25 protein-coding genes are annotated in these 22,111 nt (G+C 63.9%); 6 read left to right on the top strand and 19 right to left on the bottom strand.

The genetic code is table 11. From position 1 onward, the window contains the following. The first annotated feature begins 1 nt into the window (after window position 1). From flgK to AC54AG_RS01505, 4 genes are all read left to right on the top strand, one after another. The gene (gene flgK / locus AC54AG_RS01520) at window positions 2-1,969 is read left to right on the top strand and encodes a flagellar hook-associated protein FlgK (RefSeq protein WP_051991489.1); all 1,968 of its coding nucleotides are present in this window, start codon (window positions 2-4) and stop codon (window positions 1,967-1,969) included. Window positions 1,970-2,020: 51 nt separating this feature from the next. Then, window positions 2,021-3,262 (top strand): flagellar hook-associated protein FlgL, encoded by a 1,242-nt coding sequence (gene flgL, locus AC54AG_RS01515; protein ID WP_034754058.1) that lies wholly within the window; start codon window positions 2,021-2,023, stop codon window positions 3,260-3,262. Between the two features lie 166 nt (window positions 3,263-3,428). Beyond that, window positions 3,429-3,872 (top strand): MarR family winged helix-turn-helix transcriptional regulator, encoded by a 444-nt coding sequence (locus AC54AG_RS01510; RefSeq protein ID WP_456130212.1) that lies wholly within the window; start codon window positions 3,429-3,431, stop codon window positions 3,870-3,872. 45 nt (window positions 3,873-3,917) lie between these two features. After that, complete coding sequence (locus tag AC54AG_RS01505; protein ID WP_496629333.1) at window positions 3,918-5,177, top strand: MFS transporter; 1,260 nt, start codon at window positions 3,918-3,920, stop codon at window positions 5,175-5,177. A 9-nt stretch (window positions 5,178-5,186) separates the two neighbouring features. Here the strand turns inward: AC54AG_RS01505 and AC54AG_RS01500 are convergent, their stop codons facing one another. Then, window positions 5,187-6,083: a LysR family transcriptional regulator ArgP gene (locus AC54AG_RS01500; protein ID WP_496629332.1), complete on the bottom strand. Its 897-nt coding sequence runs from the start codon at window positions 6,081-6,083 to the stop codon at window positions 5,187-5,189. A 73-nt stretch (window positions 6,084-6,156) separates the two neighbouring features. Between AC54AG_RS01500 and AC54AG_RS01495 the strand changes: the two genes are divergently transcribed. Continuing rightward, window positions 6,157-6,801 (top strand): LysE/ArgO family amino acid transporter, encoded by a 645-nt coding sequence (locus tag AC54AG_RS01495; protein WP_496629331.1) that lies wholly within the window; start codon window positions 6,157-6,159, stop codon window positions 6,799-6,801. A 9-nt stretch (window positions 6,802-6,810) separates the two neighbouring features. On the opposite strand, the gene fliR is transcribed toward AC54AG_RS01495, so the two are convergent. From fliR to fliF, 13 genes are all read right to left on the bottom strand, one after another. Next, complete coding sequence (fliR, locus tag AC54AG_RS01490; protein ID WP_070303629.1) at window positions 6,811-7,677, bottom strand: flagellar biosynthetic protein FliR; 867 nt, start codon at window positions 7,675-7,677, stop codon at window positions 6,811-6,813. A gap of 16 nt (window positions 7,678-7,693) precedes the next feature. After that, the gene (fliQ, locus tag AC54AG_RS01485) at window positions 7,694-7,963 is read right to left on the bottom strand and encodes a flagellar biosynthesis protein FliQ (protein WP_034754044.1); all 270 of its coding nucleotides are present in this window, start codon (window positions 7,961-7,963) and stop codon (window positions 7,694-7,696) included. Window positions 7,964-7,972: 9 nt separating this feature from the next. Then, window positions 7,973-8,749, bottom strand: a complete 777-nt coding sequence (fliP, locus tag AC54AG_RS01480) for a flagellar type III secretion system pore protein FliP (protein WP_496629330.1) — start codon at window positions 8,747-8,749, stop codon at window positions 7,973-7,975. Beyond that, entirely contained in the window at window positions 8,739-9,326 is a 588-nt protein-coding gene (gene fliO / locus AC54AG_RS01475) for a flagellar biosynthetic protein FliO (protein ID WP_496629329.1), read from the bottom strand. Before fliO ends, fliP begins: the two co-directional genes overlap by 11 nt. Next, window positions 9,323-9,757, bottom strand: coding sequence for a flagellar motor switch protein FliN (gene fliN, locus AC54AG_RS01470; protein ID WP_034754038.1), 435 nt, complete (start codon window positions 9,755-9,757; stop codon window positions 9,323-9,325). Before fliN ends, fliO begins: the two co-directional genes overlap by 4 nt. 178 nt (window positions 9,758-9,935) lie before the next feature. Beyond that, on the bottom strand, window positions 9,936-10,922 hold the full coding sequence (gene fliM / locus AC54AG_RS01465) for a flagellar motor switch protein FliM (RefSeq protein ID WP_034754035.1): 987 nt from the start codon (window positions 10,920-10,922) through the stop codon (window positions 9,936-9,938). A 6-nt stretch (window positions 10,923-10,928) separates the two neighbouring features. Beyond that, window positions 10,929-11,441, bottom strand: a complete 513-nt coding sequence (gene fliL / locus AC54AG_RS01460) for a flagellar basal body-associated protein FliL (RefSeq protein WP_034754032.1) — start codon at window positions 11,439-11,441, stop codon at window positions 10,929-10,931. 186 nt (window positions 11,442-11,627) lie between these two features. Continuing rightward, the gene (locus AC54AG_RS01455) at window positions 11,628-12,899 is read right to left on the bottom strand and encodes a flagellar hook-length control protein FliK (RefSeq protein ID WP_496629328.1); all 1,272 of its coding nucleotides are present in this window, start codon (window positions 12,897-12,899) and stop codon (window positions 11,628-11,630) included. A 19-nt stretch (window positions 12,900-12,918) separates the two neighbouring features. After that, entirely contained in the window at window positions 12,919-13,359 is a 441-nt protein-coding gene (fliJ, locus tag AC54AG_RS01450) for a flagellar export protein FliJ (protein ID WP_034754030.1), read from the bottom strand. Between the two features lie 32 nt (window positions 13,360-13,391). After that, the gene (gene fliI, locus AC54AG_RS01445) at window positions 13,392-14,708 is read right to left on the bottom strand and encodes a flagellar protein export ATPase FliI (protein WP_235194273.1); all 1,317 of its coding nucleotides are present in this window, start codon (window positions 14,706-14,708) and stop codon (window positions 13,392-13,394) included. An 89-nt stretch (window positions 14,709-14,797) separates the two neighbouring features. Beyond that, on the bottom strand, window positions 14,798-15,499 hold the full coding sequence (locus AC54AG_RS01440; RefSeq protein WP_496629712.1) for a flagellar assembly protein FliH: 702 nt from the start codon (window positions 15,497-15,499) through the stop codon (window positions 14,798-14,800). Between the two features lie 43 nt (window positions 15,500-15,542). Then, entirely contained in the window at window positions 15,543-16,541 is a 999-nt protein-coding gene (gene fliG / locus AC54AG_RS01435; protein ID WP_034754023.1) for a flagellar motor switch protein FliG, read from the bottom strand. Next, window positions 16,534-18,249 carry a flagellar basal-body MS-ring/collar protein FliF gene (gene fliF / locus AC54AG_RS01430; RefSeq protein ID WP_034754020.1) on the bottom strand — a complete coding sequence of 572 codons (1,716 nt, stop codon included), beginning with the start codon at window positions 18,247-18,249 and terminating at the stop codon, window positions 16,534-16,536. Before fliF ends, fliG begins: the two co-directional genes overlap by 8 nt. 328 nt (window positions 18,250-18,577) lie before the next feature. Here fliF and fliE point away from each other — a divergent pair, with 328 nt between their 5' ends. Then, the gene (fliE, locus tag AC54AG_RS01425) at window positions 18,578-18,880 is read left to right on the top strand and encodes a flagellar hook-basal body complex protein FliE (RefSeq protein ID WP_254798560.1); all 303 of its coding nucleotides are present in this window, start codon (window positions 18,578-18,580) and stop codon (window positions 18,878-18,880) included. 139 nt (window positions 18,881-19,019) lie between these two features. On the opposite strand, the gene AC54AG_RS01420 is transcribed toward fliE, so the two are convergent. From AC54AG_RS01420 to fliS, 5 genes are read right to left on the bottom strand one after another with little or no spacing between them, the layout of a single operon-like run. After that, window positions 19,020-19,766: a flagellar brake protein gene (locus AC54AG_RS01420; protein ID WP_080698661.1), complete on the bottom strand. Its 747-nt coding sequence runs from the start codon at window positions 19,764-19,766 to the stop codon at window positions 19,020-19,022. A 25-nt stretch (window positions 19,767-19,791) separates the two neighbouring features. Then, complete coding sequence (locus tag AC54AG_RS01415; RefSeq protein ID WP_034754014.1) at window positions 19,792-20,118, bottom strand: EscU/YscU/HrcU family type III secretion system export apparatus switch protein; 327 nt, start codon at window positions 20,116-20,118, stop codon at window positions 19,792-19,794. Then, window positions 20,111-21,292: a flagellar hook-length control protein FliK gene (fliK, locus tag AC54AG_RS01410; RefSeq protein WP_496629327.1), complete on the bottom strand. Its 1,182-nt coding sequence runs from the start codon at window positions 21,290-21,292 to the stop codon at window positions 20,111-20,113. The genes AC54AG_RS01415 and fliK overlap by 8 nt, the downstream gene beginning before the upstream one ends. Before the next feature lie 26 nt (window positions 21,293-21,318). Beyond that, window positions 21,319-21,645, bottom strand: coding sequence for a flagellar protein FliT (locus AC54AG_RS01405; protein WP_070303636.1), 327 nt, complete (start codon window positions 21,643-21,645; stop codon window positions 21,319-21,321). Window positions 21,646-21,648: 3 nt separating this feature from the next. Further along, window positions 21,649-22,095, bottom strand: a complete 447-nt coding sequence (gene fliS / locus AC54AG_RS01400) for a flagellar export chaperone FliS (protein WP_034754008.1) — start codon at window positions 22,093-22,095, stop codon at window positions 21,649-21,651. Between the last annotated feature and the right edge of the window lie 16 nt (window positions 22,096-22,111).

Raw genomic sequence — 22,111 nt, 5'->3', positions numbered from 1 at the left:
CATGACTTCGAATCTACTCAGCATCGGTAAGAGCGGTTTGCTTGCAGCGCAGGTGGGCCTGTCGACGACCGGGCATAACATCACCAATGCCAACGTGGCCGGCTACAACCGCCAGGTGGTGCTGCAGCAGACTTCGCAGTCCAACTATGCTGGCTATGGCTTCGTTGGCACGGGCACGGAAGTGTCGCAGATCAAGCGCCAGTACGACAGCTTCATGGCCACCCAGGTCAATGCCGCGCAAAGCGCGACCAGCTCACTCGACGCCTATTACACGCAGATCAGCCAGATCGATAACTTGCTGGCCGATCCCACGGCGGGCCTGTCGCCCGCCATGCAGGATTTCTTCAAGGGCGTGCAGGATTTCAGCGCCAATCCTTCGTCGGTGGCGTCGCGCCAGGCGCTGCTGTCGAGCGCCGGCTCGCTCGCTTCGCGTTTCCAGGGGCTGAGCGCGCGCCTGACGGAGATCGGCGACGGCGTCAATTCGCAGATCACGTCGAATGTGACGGTCATCAATACCTACGCCAAGCAGCTCGCCGAGTTGAACAAGTCGATTTCCCAGTTGTCGGTCGACGCCAGCAACCAGCCTAACGATCTGCTCGACCAGCGCGACCAGCTGATCACGGAATTGAACAAATACGTGAAGGCGACGGTGCAGCCCGCTGCCAACAATACCGTCACCATTTCCATCGGCGCGGGGCAGCCCCTGGTGGTGGCCGACCGCAGCTTCGAGCTGGCGGCCACGCCTTCGCGCACGGACCCGAACCGCATCGAGGTGGGCTATGTCACGGGCAATACCGTGACCGTGCTGCCGGACAACTCCCTGACCGGCGGCTCGCTGGGCGGCTTGCTGGAATTTCGTAGCGGCACCCTGGACAATGTCCAGAACTCGCTGGGCAAGGTGGCCATCGCGCTGGCCAGCACCTTCAACGACCAGCACAAGCTGGGCCAGGACTTGAATGGCGCCATGGGCGGCGATTTTTTCAAGATCCCCGATCCCGTGATCGGCGCGGACCGCGGCAACAACACCAGCAGCACCACCGTGCTATCGGCCAAGGTCAGCGACCCGACCAAGCTGACGGCCAGCGATTACAGCCTGAAATATGACGGCAGCAACTATGTGGTGACGCGCGAGTCCGACGGCGCGCACACCATCATCAATCCGTATCCGCAAACGGGGCCGCAAACCATCGACGGCGTCGATTTCTCGATCTCGGGCACGGCCGCCCAGGGCGACAACTACGTCATCCGGCCGACGGCGAATGGCGCGGCCGGTCTGAACGTGCTGATCACCGACCGCAACAAGATCGCCGCCGCCGCGCCGATCGCCACGTCGGCGCCCGTGGCCAATACGGGCTCGGGCAAACTCAGCGCCGGTTCCGTCGACAAGGCCTACCTGACCCCTGGCAATGCCCTGACGGGTCCCGTGACCTTGACGTATGACAAGGCGACCACCTCGCTGACGGGTTTCCCTGCGGGCCAGGCGGTGACGGTCAAGGGTTTGAACGGCGCCACCACGACGTATCCGGCCGGCACGGCGAACATCCCGTATACGGAAGGCGACAACTTCAGCTTTGGCGGCATCAATGTCAGCATGACGGGCGCGCCGGCGCAGGGCGACACCTTTACCATCAAGCCCAATACGGGCGGCGTGGGCGACAACCGTAACGCCGCGCTGCTGGCGGGCTTGCAGACGAAGAACATCCTCGATGGCGGCAATGCCACGTTCCAGGGTTCGTATGCGCAAACCGTCAGCTTCGTGGGCAACAAGACGCGCGAAGTGCAGGTCAGCGGCCTGGCCAGTCTGGCCTTGCTGCAGCAGGTTAGCACCCAGCAGCAGGCTGTCTCCGGCGTCAACCTCGACGAAGAGGCGGCCAACCTGCTGCGTTATCAGCAGTCCTACCAGGCGTGCGGCAAGGTCATGCAGATTGCCAGTACCCTGTTCGACGTGGTGATCGGCCTGGGACGTTAATCAATTTTTGCCGCGACGTAGCGCGCGGCGGCTTTCTGGAAGGGCAGCATCATGCGCATCAGCACACGAATGATTTATGACCAGGGCAGCTCGCAGCTGAACAATCTGCAGGGCGCCTTGAACCGTACGCAGATGCAGCTGTCGTCGAACCGCCGCAATCTGACGCCGGCCGACGATCCGATCGCCTCGGCGCGCGCGCTGGAAGTGACGCAGTCGCAATCGATCAATACCCAGTTCGTGACGAACCGTTCGAACGCGAAGAACTTCCTGTCGCAGGAAGAGCTGGCGCTGGGCAGCACCACCTCGCTGATCGCCGACGTGAAGGACCTGGTCCTGAAAGCCGGTAATCCTGCCCTGAAGGACGTCGACCGCGATACCCTGGCCAGGGAACTGGAAGGCCGGCTGACCGACTTGCTGGGCATCGCGAACACGGCCGATGGCGCGGGCGGCTACCTGTTTTCCGGCTATAAATCCACGACCCAGCCATTCAGCCAGACGCCGACGGGCGCCAGCTACGTGGGCGACCAGGGCCAGCGCGAACTGCAGGTGGGTTCGGCGCGCTACCTGGCCACCAGCGATTCCGGCGCCACCGTGTTTGAAAACAACCTGACGGGCAACGGCAAGTTCACCACGGCCGCCGCCGCCGCCAACTTCACGCGCGGCGGCTCGGGCGTGGTCTCGGGCGGCACGGTGACGGACCCGTCGGCATTGACGGGGCATAAATATTCGATCGACTTCAAGGTCACGGGCACGGGGACGGACGCCGTCACCACCTATACCGTCACCGACGCCACCCTGGGCCAGACGGTGCCCAATCCTGCCGTGCCCATCCCCTACAAGGCGGGCGACGCCATCACCTTCGACGGCCAGCAAGTGAACATCACGGGCAAGCCGGCCGACCAGGACAGCTTTACCCTGGAGCCGAGCGCCAAGGAATCGTTGTTTACCACCGTGAAAAACCTGATCGGCGTACTGCGCCAGACGGGCAGTGGCGATGCGGCCCAGGCGCGCCTGACGAACGGCTTGAACGCCGCGCATAATATTCTCGACACGGCCTACGACAACGTGCTGTCCGTGCGCGCCGACGTCGGTTCCCGCATGAAGGAACTCGATTACCTCGACAGCGCCGGTGACGACCTCGACATCCAGTACGCCACCACCCTGTCGGACCTGCAGGACCTGGACATGGTGAAAGCCATTTCCACCTTCAGCCAGCAACAGGTAACCCTGCAGGCGGCGCAAAAAACGTTCACCTCGATCTCGGGCTTGTCGCTGTTTAACTACATCAGCTAAGAACGGGCATCGGCAGGATGACCGGCAAGCCGGGGCAGGGAGGATATCTCCCGCCCCGGCTTTTTTGCGTCCGTATTCTGGTCACTTCGGCAAGATATGCAGGCAAACTGTGCAGTCTTCCTGCATATCTGTTATAGTAGGGGCCGTTGATCCACTTTCGCTCCCCATGCACACGACACAAGAAGACCACGAACAAGTCCTGCAACTGGCCGGCGAATTGCGCATCCTGATCGGCAAGTTGCGCCGCCGCCTGCGCGAAGAGGCGCACCTGGGGGATGTCAGCATGTCGCAGGCATCCGTGCTGAGCCGTCTGGAGCGCGACGGCCCCGCCACCGCCAGCAGCCTGGCCCGTGCCGAAGGCATGCGGCCCCAGTCGATGGCCGCCACCGTGCAAGCCTTGACGGAAGCGCGGATGGTGACGGGTTCGCCCGATCCGGCTGACGGCCGGCAAACGATCCTGACCCTGACGGACAGCTGCCGCGCCTGGATCGCGGCCAGCCGCGCCGCGCGCGAAGACTGGCTGGCGCGCACCATCGAAACCCGGCTCACGCCGGACGAAGTCACCGAACTGGACAAGGCGGTGGCATTACTCAAACGCTTGGCGGAATGATCCGCTGCTAGACCTTAACACCCGGCAAGGAGCCCGCACGCCCAGATGAACAACACATTCCGTTCGCTACGCATTCCCAATTACCGTATCTGGGCCGGCGGCGCCCTCGTGTCGAATATCGGCACCTGGATGCAGCGCACGGCGCAGGATTGGCTGGTGCTCAGCGAATTGACGCAGCACAATGCCAGCGCCGTCGGCATCGTCATGGCCTTGCAATTCGGCCCGCAGCTGCTGTTGCTGCCCCTGACGGGCATGGCGGCCGACTTGCTGGACCGGCGCAAGCTGCTGCTGTGCACGCAGGCGGCCATGGGATTGCTGGCGCTGGGCCTGGGTTTGCTGTGCATCAGCGGCCTCGTGCAACTGTGGCATGTGTATGTGTTTGCTTTCCTGCTCGGTTGCGTGACGGCCTTCGATTCACCCGTGCGCCAGACCTTCGTTGCCGAAATCGTCGGCGAGGAAGACTTGACCAATGCCGTGGCGCTCAATTCCACGTCGTTCAATGCGGCGCGCATGCTGGGCCCGGCCGTGGCCGGCTTGCTCATCAGCAGCGTCGGCAGCGGCTGGGTCTTCATCATCAACGCCGTCTCGTTTGCCGCCGTGATCGGTTCGCTGTTGCTGCTGCGCGTGGAATTGCTGCGCCGCGCGCCGCGCCTGAAGGCCACACGCGCCAGCCTGGGCGAGGGTTTCCGCTACGTGCGCCAGCGGCCCGACCTGATGGCCATCCTGCTGATGCTGTTCCTGATCGGCACCTTCGGCCTGAATTTTCCGATTTTCCTGTCGACCATGTCTGTGACGGCTTTCCATGCGGGCGCGGGCCAGTATGGCGTGCTCAGTTCCGTGATGGCTTGCGGCTCCGTGGCCGGCGCCTTGCTGGCGGCGGGGCGCGGCCAGCCCACCCTGGCCTTGCTGCTGGGCGCGGCCGCACTGTTCGGCCTGGCGTGCGCGCTGGCGGCCGTGATGCCCAATTACTGGCTGTTCGGCATGATGCTGGTGGTCATCGGCATTGCCGCGCAAACGTTTACCACCAGCGTCAACAGCAGCGTGCAACTGTCGACGGCGCCCGCCATGCGGGGCCGCGTGATGGCCATCGTGCTGGCCATTTCGGCAGGCGGCACGCCACTGGGCGCACCCATAGTGGGCTGGGTGGCCGACACCTTCGGCCCGCGCTGGGCGCTGGGCATCGGCGCTTTGTCCGGTCTGGCGGCGGCCCTCGTCGGCGTGCGCTATCTGGTCAAGCATCACCAGTTGCGCTTGAACGTCGACCTGCGGCGCTGGCGCTTCGCACTCAGCAGCGACCAGCGCTGACGCCAGCGGTCAGAGCGGCAGCAGATCCGTGCGGGCGGCGGCCAGGATGGCGTCGCTCAAGCCATCAAGCAGGCTCGACGCGGCGCGCGCCGTATGCCAGTGCAGGGGCACGTCCAATGGCGCGGCGGGCAGCAGTTCGACCAGGCTGCCATTATCGAGATGGGACTGGATCAGCGCCTGCGGATGCAAGCCCCAGCCCATGCCGGCCAGGGCGGCCGTGACGAAGGCGTGCGACGAGGGCAGGGTGTGGCGCGGCAGTTCCACGTGCCGGTGGCACAGGCGCCGTACCCAGCGCGCCTGCAGCTCATCCTTGGCATTGAACACGAGGCTGGGCGCCAGCGCCAGGCTGGCGGCGCCCACGCCATGGGGAAAATACCGCCGCAGGAAGGCGGGACTGGCGGCCGCCAGGTAGCGCATGGCGCCCAGCGGACGGCTGTTGCAGCCGGAAGCTGGCCGGGCCGTGGCGCTGACGGCGGCCAGCACGGCGCCGCTGCGCAGCCATTCGGCCGTATGGTCCTGATCGTCGACGGCCACTTGCAGCAGCACCGGATGCGCGGCCCCGAAGGCGGCGATGGCGGGCGCCAGCCAGGTGGCCAGGCTGTCGGCATTCACTGCGATGGGCACGCTGGCGCGCGACATGCCCTGCGCTGCCAGCGCCGGCAAGGTGCCCTGCAAATCCTGTTCCAGCAGTTGTACCTGGTCCACGTGCTGGCACAAGCGCCGGCCCGTTTCCGTCGCGCGGCAGGGCTGGTCGCGTATCACCAGCGCGCAACCGACGCGCTCTTCCAGCAGGCGGATGCGCTGCGAAATGGCCGATGGCGTCACGTGCAAGGCGCGCGCCGCGCGCTCGAAACTGCCTTCGCGGATGACGGAAGCCAGCGCGGCGAGGGCGGCATAATCGAGCATGAATGAAGTTTTCCTTAACTTGCTGTAGAAAAGGTAGTTTGCCTTCATTTCGTTCGGCTGGCAAGATCGCCGCATGACACTCTCGACCGCCACCACACCACTCGTTTTTTCCGTCTTTCTCCAGGGCTTGACCCTGGGCCTGGGACTCATCGTTGCCATCGGCTCGCAAAATGCCTTTGTCTTGCGGCAAGGCTTGCGCCGCGAACACGTGGGCGCCATCGTGCTGTTTTGCGCGCTGGCCGACGCGGCGCTGATTGCCGCTGGCGTTCTGGGCATGTCCCGGGCGCTGGGGCAGCGTCCCATGCTGGCCAGGGCGCTGGCGCTGGGCGGCGCCATCTTTCTGGCCGTCTACGGTTGGCAAGCGCTGCGGCGCGCCCGCCGTCCCCAGCAGTTGCGTGCGGCCGAGGGCGGGGCCGGCCTCGGCCTGGCTGCCATCCTGGCGCAGGCGGCCGCCTTTACCTTGCTCAACCCCCATGTCTATCTGGATACGGTATTGCTGGTGGGAAGTATCGGCGCCCAGCAGCCGGGCGCGCTGCGCGCCTGCTTCATTGCCGGCGCCAGCGCGGCCAGCCTGCTGTGGTTTGCCTCGCTCGGCTATGGCGCGCGCTGGCTGGCGCCGTGGTTTGCGCGGCCGCGGGCCTGGCAAGTGCTCGATGGTTTGATCGGCGTGACCATGTTCGTACTGTCGGCGCTGCTGCTGCGCCACGCGCTGGGCTGATAGGTCTGATCAGCGCGCGGGCGGCAGCGGCGCCGGCGCAGGCAGTGCGGGACGCAAGGGGTTCGGCGGCGCCGGCGGTGGTGGCCGGTCGCGCATGGCAAAGCCGCGCGGCAGCAAACGCGCCGTTTCTATGCCGCGCAGGAACATGTTCTGGAAGGGCGTGGCCAGGTAAGGCAGGACCATGCCGATCACCAGCAAGCCCACGCCCAGGGTGACGGGAAAACCGATACCGAAAATGTTCAGCTGCGGCGCGGCGCGCGTCAAGATGCCCAGGGCCACGTTGGTCAGCAGCAGGGCGGCGATGATGGGCAGCGAAATTTGCAGGCCGGAACGGAAGATTTCCCCGCCCCAGGCAGCCAATTGCTGGAAACCGCCGCCGCTGATGGGGCTAGCCGAAATGGGCAGGCTGACAAAGCTTTCCGCCAGCGCCGCAAGCAAGACCAGGTGGCCATTGACGGTCAAAAACATCAAGGTGGCCAGCATGACGAGGAACTGGCTGATGGCGGACGACCTGCCCTTGGTTTGCGGATCAAAGAACGAGGCAAAGCCCAGGCCCATGGTGAGACTGCTGAGTTCGCCGGCCATTTCGATGGCGGAAAACACGATGCGGATGGAAAAGCCCATGGCCAGGCCCACCAGCATTTCCTGCGTGAGGATCAGCAAACCGGGCAGGGACATCGGGTTGACGGCCGGCAAGGCCGGCACGGTGGGGGCGATGATCATGGCCAGCAGCGCGCCCAGGGTCACCTTGACGGTGGCCGGCAGGGCCGCATTGCCGAACAGCGGCGCGGCCGCGATCAGGCCGAGGATGCGGCTAAGCGGCCACAGCAATGCTGCGATCCACGTATTGAGTTCGATGCTGGACAGGGTCAGCATGGCAACAGTGGCTGCACTAACCCACCAGGTTCGGGATGCCCGTAAACACCTGGCGCATGTAGTCGAGCATGACGGACAGCATCCACGGACCGGCCACGACGATGGCGACAAAGATGCCGACCAGCTTGGGAATGAAGGAGAGGGTCGCCTCGTTGATCTGCGTGGCCGCCTGGAAGATACTGACGATCAGGCCGATGATGAGGGCGACGAGCAGCATGGGCGCGGCCACCATCAGCGTGATTTCCATCGCATGGCGGCCCAGGGTCATGACGCTTTCGGGTGTCATCTGCTTCCCCTAGTAAAAACTCTGAGACAACGAGCCCAGCAGTAACTGCCAGCCATCGACGAGCACGAACAGCATCAGCTTGAACGGCAGCGAGATCGTGGCGGGCGACATCATCATCATACCCATCGACATCAGCACGCTGGCGACCACCATGTCGATGATCAAAAACGGGATGAAGATGGCAAAGCCGATCTGGAACGCCGTCTTCAGTTCACTGGTGACGAAGGCGGGCACGAGGATGCGCAGCGGCACGTCTTCCGGACCTTGCAGGGCCGGTGAGCGCGACATTTTGGCAAACAGGGCCAGGTCGGCCTGGCGCGTCTGCTTGAGCATGAAGGTTTTCAGGGGATCGACGCCCTTGTCCATCGCCTGCTGCATGGTGATCTTGTTTTCCTGGTAGGGCTGGTAGGCTTCCGTATAGATCTTGTCGAACACGGGTCCCATGACGAACAGGGTCAGGAACAGGGCCAGGCCCACCAGCACCTGGTTCGGCGGCGCCGATTGCGTGCCGATGGCCTGGCGCAGCAAGGACAGCACGATGATGATGCGCGTAAAGCAGGTCATCATCAACAGGGCCGCCGGCAAAAAGGTGAGCGACGTCATCAGGATGAGCGTCTGCACCGGCAGCGAGTAATTCTGGCCGCCGCCCGGCGCCGGCGTGCTGTTGAAGGCCGGGATGCCAGGCTGGGCCATCGCCCACAGCGGCAAGGCCAGGGCAACGGCCGCCAGCAGCCAGGTCAGGGGAGTCTTCAAGGTGGACCACGCCATCTGCTGCTTATTTCCCATTGCGTTTTTCGATGGTCTGTTTCAGCCACTCGGAAAAATTGGCGGCCGCGGGGCCGTTTTGTGCCGTGGCCAGTTGCGGCAGGTCGCCTTCCTGGCGCGGCATGGTGGCCAGCGCGTTGATCCGGCCTGGCGAGGCGCCGACGACGATCCACTGGTCGGCCACTTCGACGAGGACGATGCGTTCGCGTCCGCCCAGGTTGAGCGAGCTGACGACGCGCATCTTGTTGTTGCCGCCCATGACCTTGGGGCCATAGCGCTTCATGAACCAGGCCAGGCCGATCAAGAGGGCCAGCACGAACATCAGCGCGAAGATGGTTTGCAGCAAGCTGCCGGCCGAGCTTGCCGGCGCCATCGTCGCCGGTGCGCCAGGCGGCATGGCGGGCAGGGCGGCAGCAGGCGAGGCAGCCGGAGAAGCTGCTGGCGCCGTTGCGGCGGCAGGCGGCGTCTCGCTTGCCACGGCGGCGGAAGCGCTGGCGGCGCTGGCCGCTGGTGCGGACGCGGCTGGCGCTTCAGCCAGGGCAATGCTGCATGCCGCCATCAGCGGCAGCATGGTGGAAATCAACAGGCCAGGCTTCATTTATTCAATTTTCGGATGCGTTCGGAAGGCGTGATGATGTCGGTCAGGCGGATGCCGAACTTGTCATTGACCACCACCACTTCGCCCTGGGCGATCAGGCAGCCGTTGACCAGCACGTCCATCGGTTCGCCGGCCAGGCCGTCGAGCTCGACCACGGAGCCCTGCGCCAGTTGCAGCAGGTTCTTGATGGCGATCTTGGTGCGGCCCAGTTCGACCGTCAGCTGCACGGGGATATCGAGGATGAAATCGATATCGTTGTGCGTTTCCGACTTCGACGCCTGCTTGGAAAAGTCCTTGAACACGGCGGCGCTGGCGGCGCTGGCCGTATTGGCGGCCTGGTTCTGCAGCGCTTCGGCTTCCGCCTTGGCCTGCTCGGCAATGGCCGCGCCCCAATCGTCTTCCGCGCTTTGGTCGTCTTGGTTGTCAGACATGTGTTTCTCCTGTTGTACAGAGTTGGCCGCCAAGCGGCCAGTGTATATATTAATTGTAACGCCTGGCAAAATCGTAGCGAGCGGCAGTGATTTGTGGCTAAGAAGCGCAACCGTGCTGGAACACGGTGAGCATCGCAGGCCGCACAAAGCGCGACGCGCAGTAGGTTTGGTCAGGTGTTTAGTGGTTGTTCATGTTATCGGCATTAGCGAGGAGTTTCTCCACCTTCAATGCATATTGTCCGTTCAGCACGCCGTACGTGCAATCCATCACGGGCACGCCGTCGACGGTGGCGGCGATCAGTTCCGGAATATTCAGGGGGATGATGTCGCCCACCTTCATGTTCAGGATTTCATCGAACGAGACGCGCGCCGTGCCCAGCGAGGCCACCAGCTCGACTTCGGCGATCTGGATCTGCTGCGTCATCAGGCGGATCCAGCGCTTGTCCACTTCCAGCGCCTCGCCCTGCAGGCTCGAGGTCAGCGAATCGCGGATCGGCTCGATCATCGAATACGGCATGCAGAAATGGATTTGTCCGGAAACGGAGCCCAGTTCCACCGTAAACGTGGAAGCCACCACCACCTCGTTCGGCGTGGCGATGTTGGCGAACTGCGTGTTCATTTCCGAACGGATATATTCGAACTCGACGGGGAAGACCGGCTCCCACGACTTGGTATAGGCTTCAAAGACGATGTCGAGGATGCGCAGGATGATGCGCTGCTCCGTCTGCGTAAAGTCGCGTCCTTCGACGCGCGTATGGAAGCGCCCGTCGCCACCGAACAGGTTGTCGACCAGCAGGAAGACGAGTCCCGGGTCGAACACCATCAGGGCCGTGCCGCGCAGCGGCTTCATGTGCACCAGGTTCAGATTGGTCGGCACCACCAGGTTGCGGATGAACTCGCTGTATTTCGAGACGCGCACGGAACCGACCGACACTTCGGCGCTGCGGCGCAGGAAGTTGAACAGGCCCACGCGCAGCAGCCGGGCGAAACGCTCGTTGATAATTTCCAACGTTGGCATCCGGCCGCGCACGATGCGCTCCTGGGTTGCCAGGTTGTAGGTACGAACTCCCGTGACATCTTCCGGCGCCTGCGCGTCGTCCTGGTCTCCGTTGACTCCCTTCAGAAGGGCATCGACTTCTTCCTGGGAGAGGAAATTATCGGCCATGGCTGCTTATTGAATGATGAATGCGGTAAATAATACGTCCGTCACGTCCTGCTCCGGCCCTTTGTCCTCGAACGGCTGGTTCACCTGATTGATGATTTCGGCCGCCAGCTGCTGCTTGCCTTCCACGGTATTGAGTTCGGACGCCTTCTTGCCCGACAGCAGCAACAGCAAGCGGCTGCGCACTTTCGGCATGTTCAGCTTGATGGAATCCATTTCTTCCGGGCTGCCCACCTGCAGGGTAAACGCGATCTGCAGGTATTGCTCGCCATTTTCCGGCTGCAAGTTGACGGTGAACGCATCGACGGGCACGAATACGGGTGGACCTGCCTTGGAAGCGGCATGTTTTTTCTTGCTCGGTGCCGATTCTTCTTTATCGGCCTTGCCATGCAGGAAGTACCAGGCGGCACCGCCACCGATGCCACCGGCCACCAGCACCGAGGCCAGCACAATGATCAGAAGCTTCTTTTTCGAGGCGCCGGCGGGAGCCAGGCCTGCATCTGCTTTCGGATCTGCTTTCATTTTTGGATTTGCTTTCAATGGTACTCGGGTGCATGGAAGTGGATCACGACGCCATTATGTCATTATCGGCAAATTCTGCGCAGAAGGATGCAGTGAAAAGAGGGCGGAAGCGCCCTCAACTCGCTGTTTTTATACGAAAAGTTATGCCGTGGGGCGCGCCTGTGGCCTGCGGACGACGAATTGTCCTCAGGCAAAGGTATCCACGGCACTCAGGCTGGCCCGGCTGCGTCCGCCCGTCGCCGGGGCGATGGCGATCTCGCCTCCGGAAGTGCCGCCGCCCTGGCCATTGCCACGGCGTTCGCCCGAGGCGGCGCGTTCGCCATTGTTTTGCTGTTCCGGCGTGCCGGCCGAGACGGTGGCGCTGCCGAAGGCGATGCCCGCTTCGCTCATCATTTCGCGCAGGCGCGGCATGGCCGCTTCCAGCGCCTGGCGTACTTCCGGCTGGGCCGACATGAAGGCGGCATCGGCCTGGTCATTGGTCACCGTCAAGACCACTTGCACGGGACCCAGATCGGGCGGATTCAGGGTCAGGGTGGCGCTCTGATCGCCACCGGCCGCCATCCACACGACTTTCTGCCCCAGTTGCTGGTCCCAGGCTGGCGAACCGACCCGGCCCGTCAGCTTGTCGGCCGGCACGGCCAAGGCGGCGGCAGCCTGCTGCAGCGCGCCTGGCTGTAACTGGGCCGCCAGGCGGCTCAGGTCGGCTGGTGTTTCCTTGAGGATCGGTTCGGCCACGGCGGCGCCCGCCTTGGCGGTGGCTGCCAGCTGGGCGTCGATGGCCAGCTTGCCCGGTTCGGCCTTGCCTGCCGGCACGCCGGTGCCTGGTGTGGCGGCCGCCTTGCCCTGGGCCTGGCCCAGGCTGTCGGCAAAGTCGCCGCCGTCCGCTTGCGCGATGACGGTGGCCTTGCCGCTGCCCTGGCCGGCTGCCAGCAATGGCCCCGTTGCCAGGCCTTTGCCGTCGGCCTTGACGCTGGAACGTGCGGGCAGTTCCGGCGCGGCCTTGGCCGCTGGCGGCTGGATGGCCAGCTGGATGTTGCCCACGAGGGCCAGCATCGCGGCGGCCGGATCGGCTGGCGGCGCTGTTTCGGCGGGGACGCTGGCCTCGGCCACGGTGCTGTCGGTGGCGGGGGGGGCCGCCGCTTCGGTGGACTGTGCTGGCGGCTGTTCGCTGCTGGCAGCGTGTTCTGTGCCCGCTTGCGCCGGCTTCGCTTCATTGGCGGGCGCCGGGGCCGCGGGCGCTGGCGCTGGCGTGGCGGCGGGGCTGGCAGGACGGGCCGCCGGTGCTGCCGCTTGCGTTTGCGCCATATTGCGGCTGGCCTGGCGTTGCTCGATCTGGCGGTTCAGGGTGCGCTGGAAGTCGCCCGCCGTGCCGCTGGTGGTCGGCTGGCTGCGGTTGGCGGCACCCGGCGTGGCGTTCGGCGAGATAATCTGGGAAATCGGGGTTGGCTGGGTTTGCATGATGCTGCCTTAGTGTTGCTTAGCGTTTGTAATAGGCTTGTCGCGCCGCGTGCTCATCCATTGCTTTCTGGTCGCGCTTGTTTTCCAGCTTCAGCGCCTGTTCCTGCGCCCGGTTGTTCAGGGTGGTGTACGACATGCGCTTGCGTTCGGCCAGCTGCCAGCGCATCTTTTCATTGTCGCTGCGCGCTTGCGCATGCTCGACCACTTGCTGCTGGCCCATGATGGCGCTGTCGAGCTTGCCCATGAAAGCCTGGAAATTGCGGTAAGCCATCGGCGTGATGCCGCTGCTCATGCTCGCCTCGAAGCGCTGGGCATAGTCGTCGCGGTAGCCGGACAGCATGTCGAGCTTCTGGCGGCAATCGTCGAGCGCTTTCAGGGCCGCGCCCAGGCGCTTGGCGCAGTCGTCCGTTTCGCGCTGGGCGAGGTCGATCAGGGTCGCAAGTTGGGAAGGAGAAGCCATGGCTGATTATATTCCCGCTATGCAAGTCCTAATCAGTCGAATAGAGCGGTAAGTTGCCCCAAGCTCTCGTCCATGCTGACCCGCTCCGTGATTTGCTGTTGCAAAAACGCTTCAATCTTTTCATGCAGGGCGATGGCCTGGTCCAGCACGGGGTCGGTGCCGGCGCTGTAGGCGCCCACGCTGATCAGGTCGCGGCTGCGCTCATAGCGCGAATACAGCTGTTTCAGCTTGCGTGCCTGCTGCTGGTGCTCGTGCGTGGTGATCGAGTGGGCGGCGCGCGAGATCGATTGCTCGATGTCAATGGCCGGATAATGGCCCGCCTCGGCCAGGCGGCGGTTCAGCACGATATGGCCGTCCAGGATGGCGCGCGCCGAGTCGGCGATCGGATCCTGCTGGTCGTCGCCTTCGGTCAGCACGGTGTAGAAGGCCGTGATCGAGCCGCCGCCTTCCTCGCCATTGCCGGCCCGCTCCACCAGCACGGGCAGCTTGGCGAAGACGGACGGCGGATAGCCCTTGGTGGCGGGCGGTTCGCCGATGGCCAGGGCGATTTCGCGCTGCGCCATGGCGTAGCGGGTCAGCGAATCCATGATCAACAGCACGTTCTGCCCCTGGTCGCGGAAATACTCGGCAATGGCCGTCGCATACGCGGCGCCTTGCAGGCGCATCAGCGGCGGCGTGTCGGCCGGCGCGGCCACGACGACGGAGCGGGCCAGGCCTTCGGCGCCCAGGATTTGCTCGATGAATTCCTTCACCTCGCGGCCCCGTTCGCCGATCAGGCCGACGACGATCACGTCGGCTTCCGTGTAGCGGGCCATCATGCCAAGCAGCACGCTTTTACCGACGCCGGAACCGGCGAACAGGCCCATGCGCTGGCCGCGGCCCACAGTTAGCATGGCGTTGATCGAGCGCACGCCCACGTCCAAGGTGTCGACGATGGGCGCGCGGCCCAGCGGATTGGCGGGGCGTACATTGATGGGGGCGCTGTCGACCGTGTGCAGGGGACCGAGCTGGTCGAGCGGCCGTCCCGCGCCATCGAGCACGCGGCCCAGCAGTTGCGGCCCCACAGGCAAGTGGCGCGCGCGGTCGCTGGGGCGGCGGCGCGGGTGCGCCACGCTGCCGGGGCGGGGGATGGCCGGTTCGACGGAAAACACGCGCGTGCCGGGCACGATGCCCTCGACGTCGCTTTGCGGCATCAGAAACAGGCGCTCGCCTTCAAAGCCCACCACTTCCGCCTCGACCCGGCCGCCATTTGGCAGCGGCACGGTACAGGCGGCGCCGACGGCCAGGCGCAAGCCCACGGCTTCCATCACGAGACCGGCCACGCGCGTGACCCGGCCTGAAATTTGCATCGGTTCGACAAAGCCGACGACGGCCGAACAGTCGCTCAGGTAGGCGCGCCAGCGCGCCGCATGGGCAGTGGGGCCTTTGACGGGCTCGCTCACGGCGCCAGCCAGTCCAGGTCTTTGCCCAGCGCATGCGTCAGGCGGTGCCAGCGGGTGGACGTCTGCGCGTCGATCTGGTTGCTAGCCGTGTCGATCTTGCAACCGCCGCGTTCCACGCTGGGGTCTTCGATGACACGCCAGCCGCCCTTGTCGAGCTCATCGCCGATGCCGTCGCGCACCACTTGCGCGTCTTCCGGATTGAGCATCAGCAAGGCCGGTTGTTGCAGCACTGGCAAGTATTCAATGGCTTCGCGCACCACGGGCAGCATCAGTTCGGGGCGCACGGGCAAGGCAGTTTTCAGCATGCCCTTGGCCAGCTGCAGGGCCAGTTCCATCACGTCGTTGGCGATCAGTTCGTCTGCCTGGTGCACGGCCGTGCCGAAGTCGACGGCGATGGTTTGCAGGTGCGCCAATTCCACGGCGGAGGCCGCCTTGCCTTGCGCATACGATTCGGCATGGCCATCGGCATGTCCGGCCGCATGGCCTTCCGCATAGCCGGCCGCGCGGCCTTCCTCGAAGGCCGTGGCGCGCGCTTCCTCGCGGATGGCGTCGAGTTCTTCCTGCGTCGGGTATTCGAGCGGCGGGGCCAGCTCTTCCTCGTGCAGTTCGGCAAACGGGTCTAGCTCGGGCTCGGGGTCCGGTTCCAGCAGCTTGCGCGCCGCCACCACGCTGGGACGCTCGTCGCCAAACGAGGTCATTTCCCAGCGCTGGTAGGCGGTTTGCTGCTCTTTGGGAATCAAATTAGACAAACGAATCCTCGCCTTTTCCGCCTAGGACAATCTGCCCTTCGTCCGCCAGACGGCGCACGATCTGCAGGATCTGTTTCTGCTGCGATTCCACTTCCGACAGGCGCACGGGGCCTTTCGACTCGAGGTCTTCGCGCATCATCTCGCCGGCGCGCTGCGACATGTTCTTGAAGATCTTGTCGCGCAGCTCCTGCGAGGCGCCTTTCAGGGCGATGATCAGCATTTCCGACTGTACTTCGCGCAGCAGCAACTGGATGCCGCGATCGTCGATGTCGATCACGTTGTCGAACACGAACATTTCGTCCATGATCTTTTGCGCCATGTCGTTGTCGTAGTTCTTGATGTTGTCCATGACGGAGCCTTCTTGCTCGCCGCTCATGAAGTTCAGGATCTCGGCCGCCGCGCGCACGCCGCCCAGCGACGATTTCTTGATGTTCTCGTTACCCGACAGCAGTTTCGTCAGTACGTCGTTGAGTTCGCGCAAGGCGGCCGGCTGCACGCCGTCCAGGGTGGCGATGCGCAGCACCACGTCGTTGCGCAAACGGTCCGTGAAATGGCCGAGGATTTCGCAAGCCTGGTCGCGTTCCAGGTGGACGAGGATGGTGGCGATGATCTGCGGGTGTTCGTTGCGGATCAGCTCGGACACGGATTGCGAATCCATCCATTTCAGCGATTCGATGCCGGACGCATCCTTGCCGCCCAGGATGCGCGACAGCAGCACGGACGCCTTGTCGTCGCCCAGCGCCTTGGTCAGCACCTGGCGGATATATTCGTCCGAATCGAGGCCGACCGTGGAATTGAGTTCCGTCTGCGCGCGGAAGTCGCCGAGCACCTCGACCACCTGCTCGTGCGCGATACCCTTCATGGTGGCCATGGCGGCGCCCAGTTTCAGCACTTCGCGCGGGCCGAGGAATTTCATCACTTCGGCCGCTTCGCTTTCGCCCAGTGCCAGCATCAGGATCGATGCTTTTTGCAGTCCCGTTGTCTCAGTCATTATTGCCTATCCATGCTTTGATCACGTTGGCCACCACGCGCGGGTCTTCCTGCGCCAGTTTTCTGGCCATCGCCAGGTTTTCGCGATAACCGCGGGCAGTGTCTTCTTCCAGTTCTTCCAGTTCCGCTTCGCTGAGCAGGACTTCGTTTTCTTCGTCCGTCTTCTCCAGTTCCGGCTCGATGACGGGCGGCGGTGCGCCGAAATCGTCGATCTTGCGCATCACGGGGCGCAGCATCGGGCGCACGATCTTGATGAAGATATACAGCAGGATCAGGGCCGTGATGAGGAATTTCGCCAATTCCTTGGCCAGCGGCAAGTTGGCCGGGTCGCGCCACCACTCGAGCTTGCCTTCCGGCGCACGGTCGATGCCGTCGAACGGCGAGTTGGCCACGCTGAAGCTGTCGCCGCGCTCCTTGTTGTAGCCCATCGCTTCCTTGACCAGATTATTGATCTGGACCATTTCGGCAGGGGAAATCGGCTTGACCGTGACCTTGCCATCCTTGTCGAAAGTACGGCGATAGTTGACGACGACGGCCACCGACAGGCGGCGCAAGCCGCCCATGGACTTCTGCTCGTAGCGCACGGTCTTGTCGACTTCATAATTCGTCGTCGATTCCTTCTGTGTCGGCGCCGTCGGCGCGCCGCCCGGGGCGCCTGGCGCCTCGGCCGTCAATGGCGCCGTCGCCACGCCAGGCGGCTGGTTCGACAGCGCACCCGGCACGCCGGATGGGTTGGCATTGCCGGCGCCCGTCGACTCGCTCGTTTGCTGGCTGCGGATGGTGGACGCTTCCGGCGGCGAATTCGGCTTGTAGGTTTCGGCCGCCTGCTCGCTTTGCGAGAAATCGACATCGGCCGTCGCTTCGGCGCGCACATTGCCTTCGCCGACGATGGGCAGCAAGATCGATTCGACCTGCTTGATCACGCTTTGCTGCAACTGCTGCACGTACTTCAGCTGGTTCGGGTCCAGGCTCTTGATGCCGTTGGCGCGGTCCTTGTCCTTTTCCTGGTTCGACAGCAAGGTGCCGGCCTGGTCGACCACGGTGACATTGATCGGCAGCAATTCCGGTACGCTGGACGCCACCAGGTGGACGATGGCGCTCACCTGCAGCTGATCGAGGCCGCGGCCCGGATGCAGGTTCAGCAACACGGAAGCCGTCGGTTTTTGCTGTTCGCGCACGAAGACGGACGGTTTCGGCAGGGCCAGGTGGACACGCGCCGTGTCGACGGCGGAGACGGATTCGATCGATTTGGCCAGTTCGCCTTCCAGTGCGCGCTGGAAATTGACCTGCTCCAGGAATTGCGAGACACCCAGCTTCTGGTTTTCCATCAGCTCGAAGCCCACGTTGCCGCCCTTCGGCAAGCCTTGCGCCGCCAGTTTCAGGCGCGCGTCGTGGACTTGTTCGGATGGCACGAGAATGGCGCCGCCGCCTTCGGAAAACTTGTGCTTGATGCCCAGCTGGTCCAGCGAAGCGGTGATGGCGCCGCCGTCGCGGTCCGTGTAGTTCGAGAACAGGACTTTGTATTCAGGCGGCTGGTTCCACATGTACAGGGCCACGCCGATGGCGATCAGTGCCGCCACGCCCAGGCCGCGCAGGAAATTCTTGCCCATCGGCGTCTTGGCGAACGCTTGCACGGACTCCACGGGCGAGCGGGCAGGCGCCGGTTCCGGCGGTATGCGGTTCACATCGATTTCTTCGGCTACAGCCATGATTGCCTTCCGGGGCGCGTATGTTTGGTATTGAGTGGGGGCCGCTTCCACTGGAGGAGGGGGCGATATGCAGAATTATCCGCCACTGTCACGCGCTTCAATCGTCCAAATAGAAGGCGCTTTTGCCGCCTGCTCGGCCGAGCGGCTGGCGTTGGCGCTGGTATTGTGGAACCCTGGCAACATGTGACGGAAGTTATTGTACCCGTCGTTGCCTTGCAAGCCAGGGTTTTGTTCTCTGGGTGCAACAGGCATGGAACAGATATGAAGCAGACCAGAATCGGGAGGCAAAGTGAAAACAGGCGGTATCGATAGCAGCAGGATCGAGGCGATGATCGCGCAACTGAAGTCGGCGGCCACGCGGCCGGAGGCGAAAATACCGGCGATCCAGACCGAGATGCCGGCGGCGAAGGTGAATTTTGCCGATGCCTTCAAGAGCGCGCTCGACTCCGTGAGCGGCGCGCAAAAGGCTTCGTCGGCGCTGGGCCAGCGCTTTACCATGGGCGACGAAAAGGTCAGCCTGTCGGACGTGATGGTAGCGATGCAAAAGTCGAGCATCGAATTCCAGGCGACAGTGCAGGTGAGAAACAAGTTGGTTTCTGCGTATCACGAGATCATGAACATGCAGGTATAAACGTCGCACCAAAGCTATTGCGCGGCGCCCTTTGCGGCCTGCGATGCTCGCTGTACTTCAGTACAGCTGCGCGTCTCGGCCGCAAATCATCGCCGCTCGCTACGCTTTGGCGGGACGTTTGGTGGCCTTCAATTCTGCCTTACCCCAATCCAGCCATGCGCGCATTGCGCTCGCGCTCCAGTCGCGTGATGTAGCGCTGCACGTGCGCCAGCATGCTGCGCGGCAGGTCGACGAACTGGCAGCCGAGGCGGCGGTTCAGTTTGTTGTTCAGCAGGGTCATGTCCAGCGAATTGCGAATTTGCAAAGTCGCGGTGACGATGCCGACGTCGGGCAAGTCGATGCGGCAGCCCGGATAGTCCCTGCCGATGGTCTCGCCCAGCATCAGTTTATTGTCGAGGATGGCGATGCCGCCGCAGCTGATGTCGGCCAGCGGGAACAGGGTATCGGCGCCGCCCAGCGAGGGTGGCAGGGGAATCGAGACGCGCACGGGATTGCTCACGGGCGTCGTCATGCGGTAGTACTCGCGCCGCTGCAAACGGATCAGTGTTTCTGGAATGGCAATTTTCAAGGCGGGCGTGCCGCCGTAATTACACTCTTCCACCTGGGCGCTGGCAAACAGGATGCGGATCTTGTCGAGCGAGGTTTCAAACGAAATGCCCGTGGCGGCCAGCATGCGCCGGTTCTGGTCGGCGTTCACGGAACGGTCGAGGATGACGGTGTTATGGTCGGCATCGACTTCCAGGATGGACGTGACGCACACATCGGATTCACCGTGGATCAGCATGCGGATCAGCTGGTTTTTTTCGCTGATGCCGCGCAGCAAGGCGATGATTTCCCGCCGCGATTCCACTTCAAAATCATGCCAGTTTTCGAGACCGGAATCCATAATATGTGCTTGCATTGATGCCTGTCTATGTATCGGTGAGGTTGACGCTGGTGTCGGGCGGCGGCGGGATCGGCCCGCCATTCGCAGATTCAATATGATATAACCAGGCCAGCAGTTCCGCAATCGCCCGATACAGGCCGGGCGGAATCTGGCGGTCCAGGTCGACATCCATCAGCAGCGCCACCAATTCCTTCGATTCATGCACGAAGACGCCGTGTTCGCGCGCCGTGCTGATGATCTGGTCCGCGATCAGGCCGCTGCCCTTGGCCACCACCTTGGGCGCCGGCGTGCCGCTCTGATAGGCCAGCGCGACGGCCGTCTGCGGCACCTTGCGTCTGCTGTCGTCAAGCATCGTCTTCTCCAGCCGCCGCCTCCGGCTTGCCGGCGATCGTCAGCGACGACAATGGCCAGCCGGCCGCATCGAGCGACGCTTCCAGCCGCGCCGCATGCTGGCGCAAGGTGTCGGCGCTGCCTTCGCTGCCTGCCTGCAACTGGATGGATACGCGGCCGCCCTGCAGGACCACATGCGCGGCCAGGTCGCCTAGCAGGGGGAACTGGAAGCGCACATTGCTGCGCCAGGCCGTCGCTTCCTCGTCGCCATCGCGTCCTTCGTGCTGCTGCCCTTCCGGCGCATCCTTGCTGATATCCCACTGCATCTTCTGGCCGGGCCAGGCTTCGCCCTGCCACTGCACGCGTGCCTGTTCGTGCGTATGCAGCTGCAAATTGATCAGTTGCGCCGAAGCGAGGTCGGTGCCCGTTCTGGCCATGTCGCCCTGTGCCGCCTTCTGCATTTGCGGCTCCAGCAGCAGCGAGGCCAGCGGCCGCTTGCCTTCGGCCCATTCGGCCACATGCGATTCATAGAACAGGCCGCTGCTGCCGACGGCATCGCGCAGGTTCTGGGCCACCTGGGCCGGAGCGGCGCCGGGCGTGGCCATCAGCGGCGTCTTGCCGACCAGCGACAGGGGTGCGCCGGGCACGCTTTCGGCCTGGCTGAGCACCGTGCTGATGGCGCGCGCGGTGGTGCTCAGCTCTGGCGCGGGCGTGTCGCCGGCCAGGGCGGGCAGCAGATTGGCGGGTGTCAGGGGTGCACGGCTGAGCAGGGTGGCGGCCGTGCTGCTGGTGCGCGTGCCCGCCTGGGCGGCACCGGCCTGGGGGCCGCGCAGGTCGGCTGCTTCCGGCTCGGCTTCCGCGTCCGCATACGTCAGCAGGGCGCTGGCGGGCTGGTCGTGGTTATTGCCGATTTGAAAAGAGGGGCGGGGATTGATGCCGATCAGGGTCAGCGGGATTTCCGTGCCCGGTTGGGCGCCGGCGGGCAGCTGCATGCGGGCCGGCGTGCCGGCCACGCGCACAAGGAAGCTGCCGTCGCCCATGCGGGCCAGCACCTGTCCCTGCATGGATTTGCCGATCAGTCCCTGCAGCGAGCGCTGGAATTCGGCCTGGCGCGGGTCGGCGACGCTGTCGGCCGCTCGCGTGCCCTTGACCGGGGTCAGGGGCGTCATGCCGATCGCATCCATCTTCGGCAACATGATAGCTGACCTTGCCCCGTGGGCGTTTAGACGCCGTAGGCGTTGGCCAGGCGCCGCTCGGTGCCGGTGCTGTTGATCAGCTTGGACAAGTGGGCCATCCACGGCATGGTCAAATCGCGGATCTTGCGGTCGTCTTCGAGGATCTGTTTGATCAGGGCGACCTTGCGCTGGCGGCCGGCGCTTTCCAGCACGACTTTTTCTTCATTCGCCTTCAGCGCAGCCACATGCGCGCTCACTTGCTGTTCCAGCGCTTCGAGCTCGTCCCAGTCGGCATTGCTGGCGGCGGTCACCATCCGGCCCGTCAGGGTCTGCATGGCTTCGTAGGTGGTCAATACTTCTTGATTGGTCATCATGGGTCAGGCGCTCGCAAGGCTGGGCATACGTTTCAAATCGGCGCCGGGAATGGCGGCCGGCGTGGCGCCGATGGCGTTCCAGGTTTCGCGCAGGTCGGTCAGCAGGCGCTGCACTTCTTCCAACAGGCTGATGTCGTTTTTCAGGTTGGCCATCAGCAGGCGCGCGCTCATGTATTCGTACAGGGCGTCGAGGCCTTCGGCGATTTGGCCGCCAGCGTCCTTGTCCAGGCTGGCGCGCAAGCCATTGTCGATGATCTGGATGGCTTTCGAGATGGACTTGCCTTTTTCCGGCACATTGCCCGATTTCATGTGCATCTGTGCGCTGAGCACTGCCACCAGGGCGCCGTCGTACAGCATCACGATCAGCTTGTGCGGCGAGGCCGAGACGATGCCCGTCTCCAGGCCGACCTTGGCATAGGCGTTGACGCCGCGTTGTTGGGTTCCAAACATGTAATTCTCCTGATGA

It is taken from the genome of Janthinobacterium sp. BCJ23, assembly GCF_059617945.1.
This window is presented reverse-complemented; position numbering and strand designations above follow the sequence as displayed.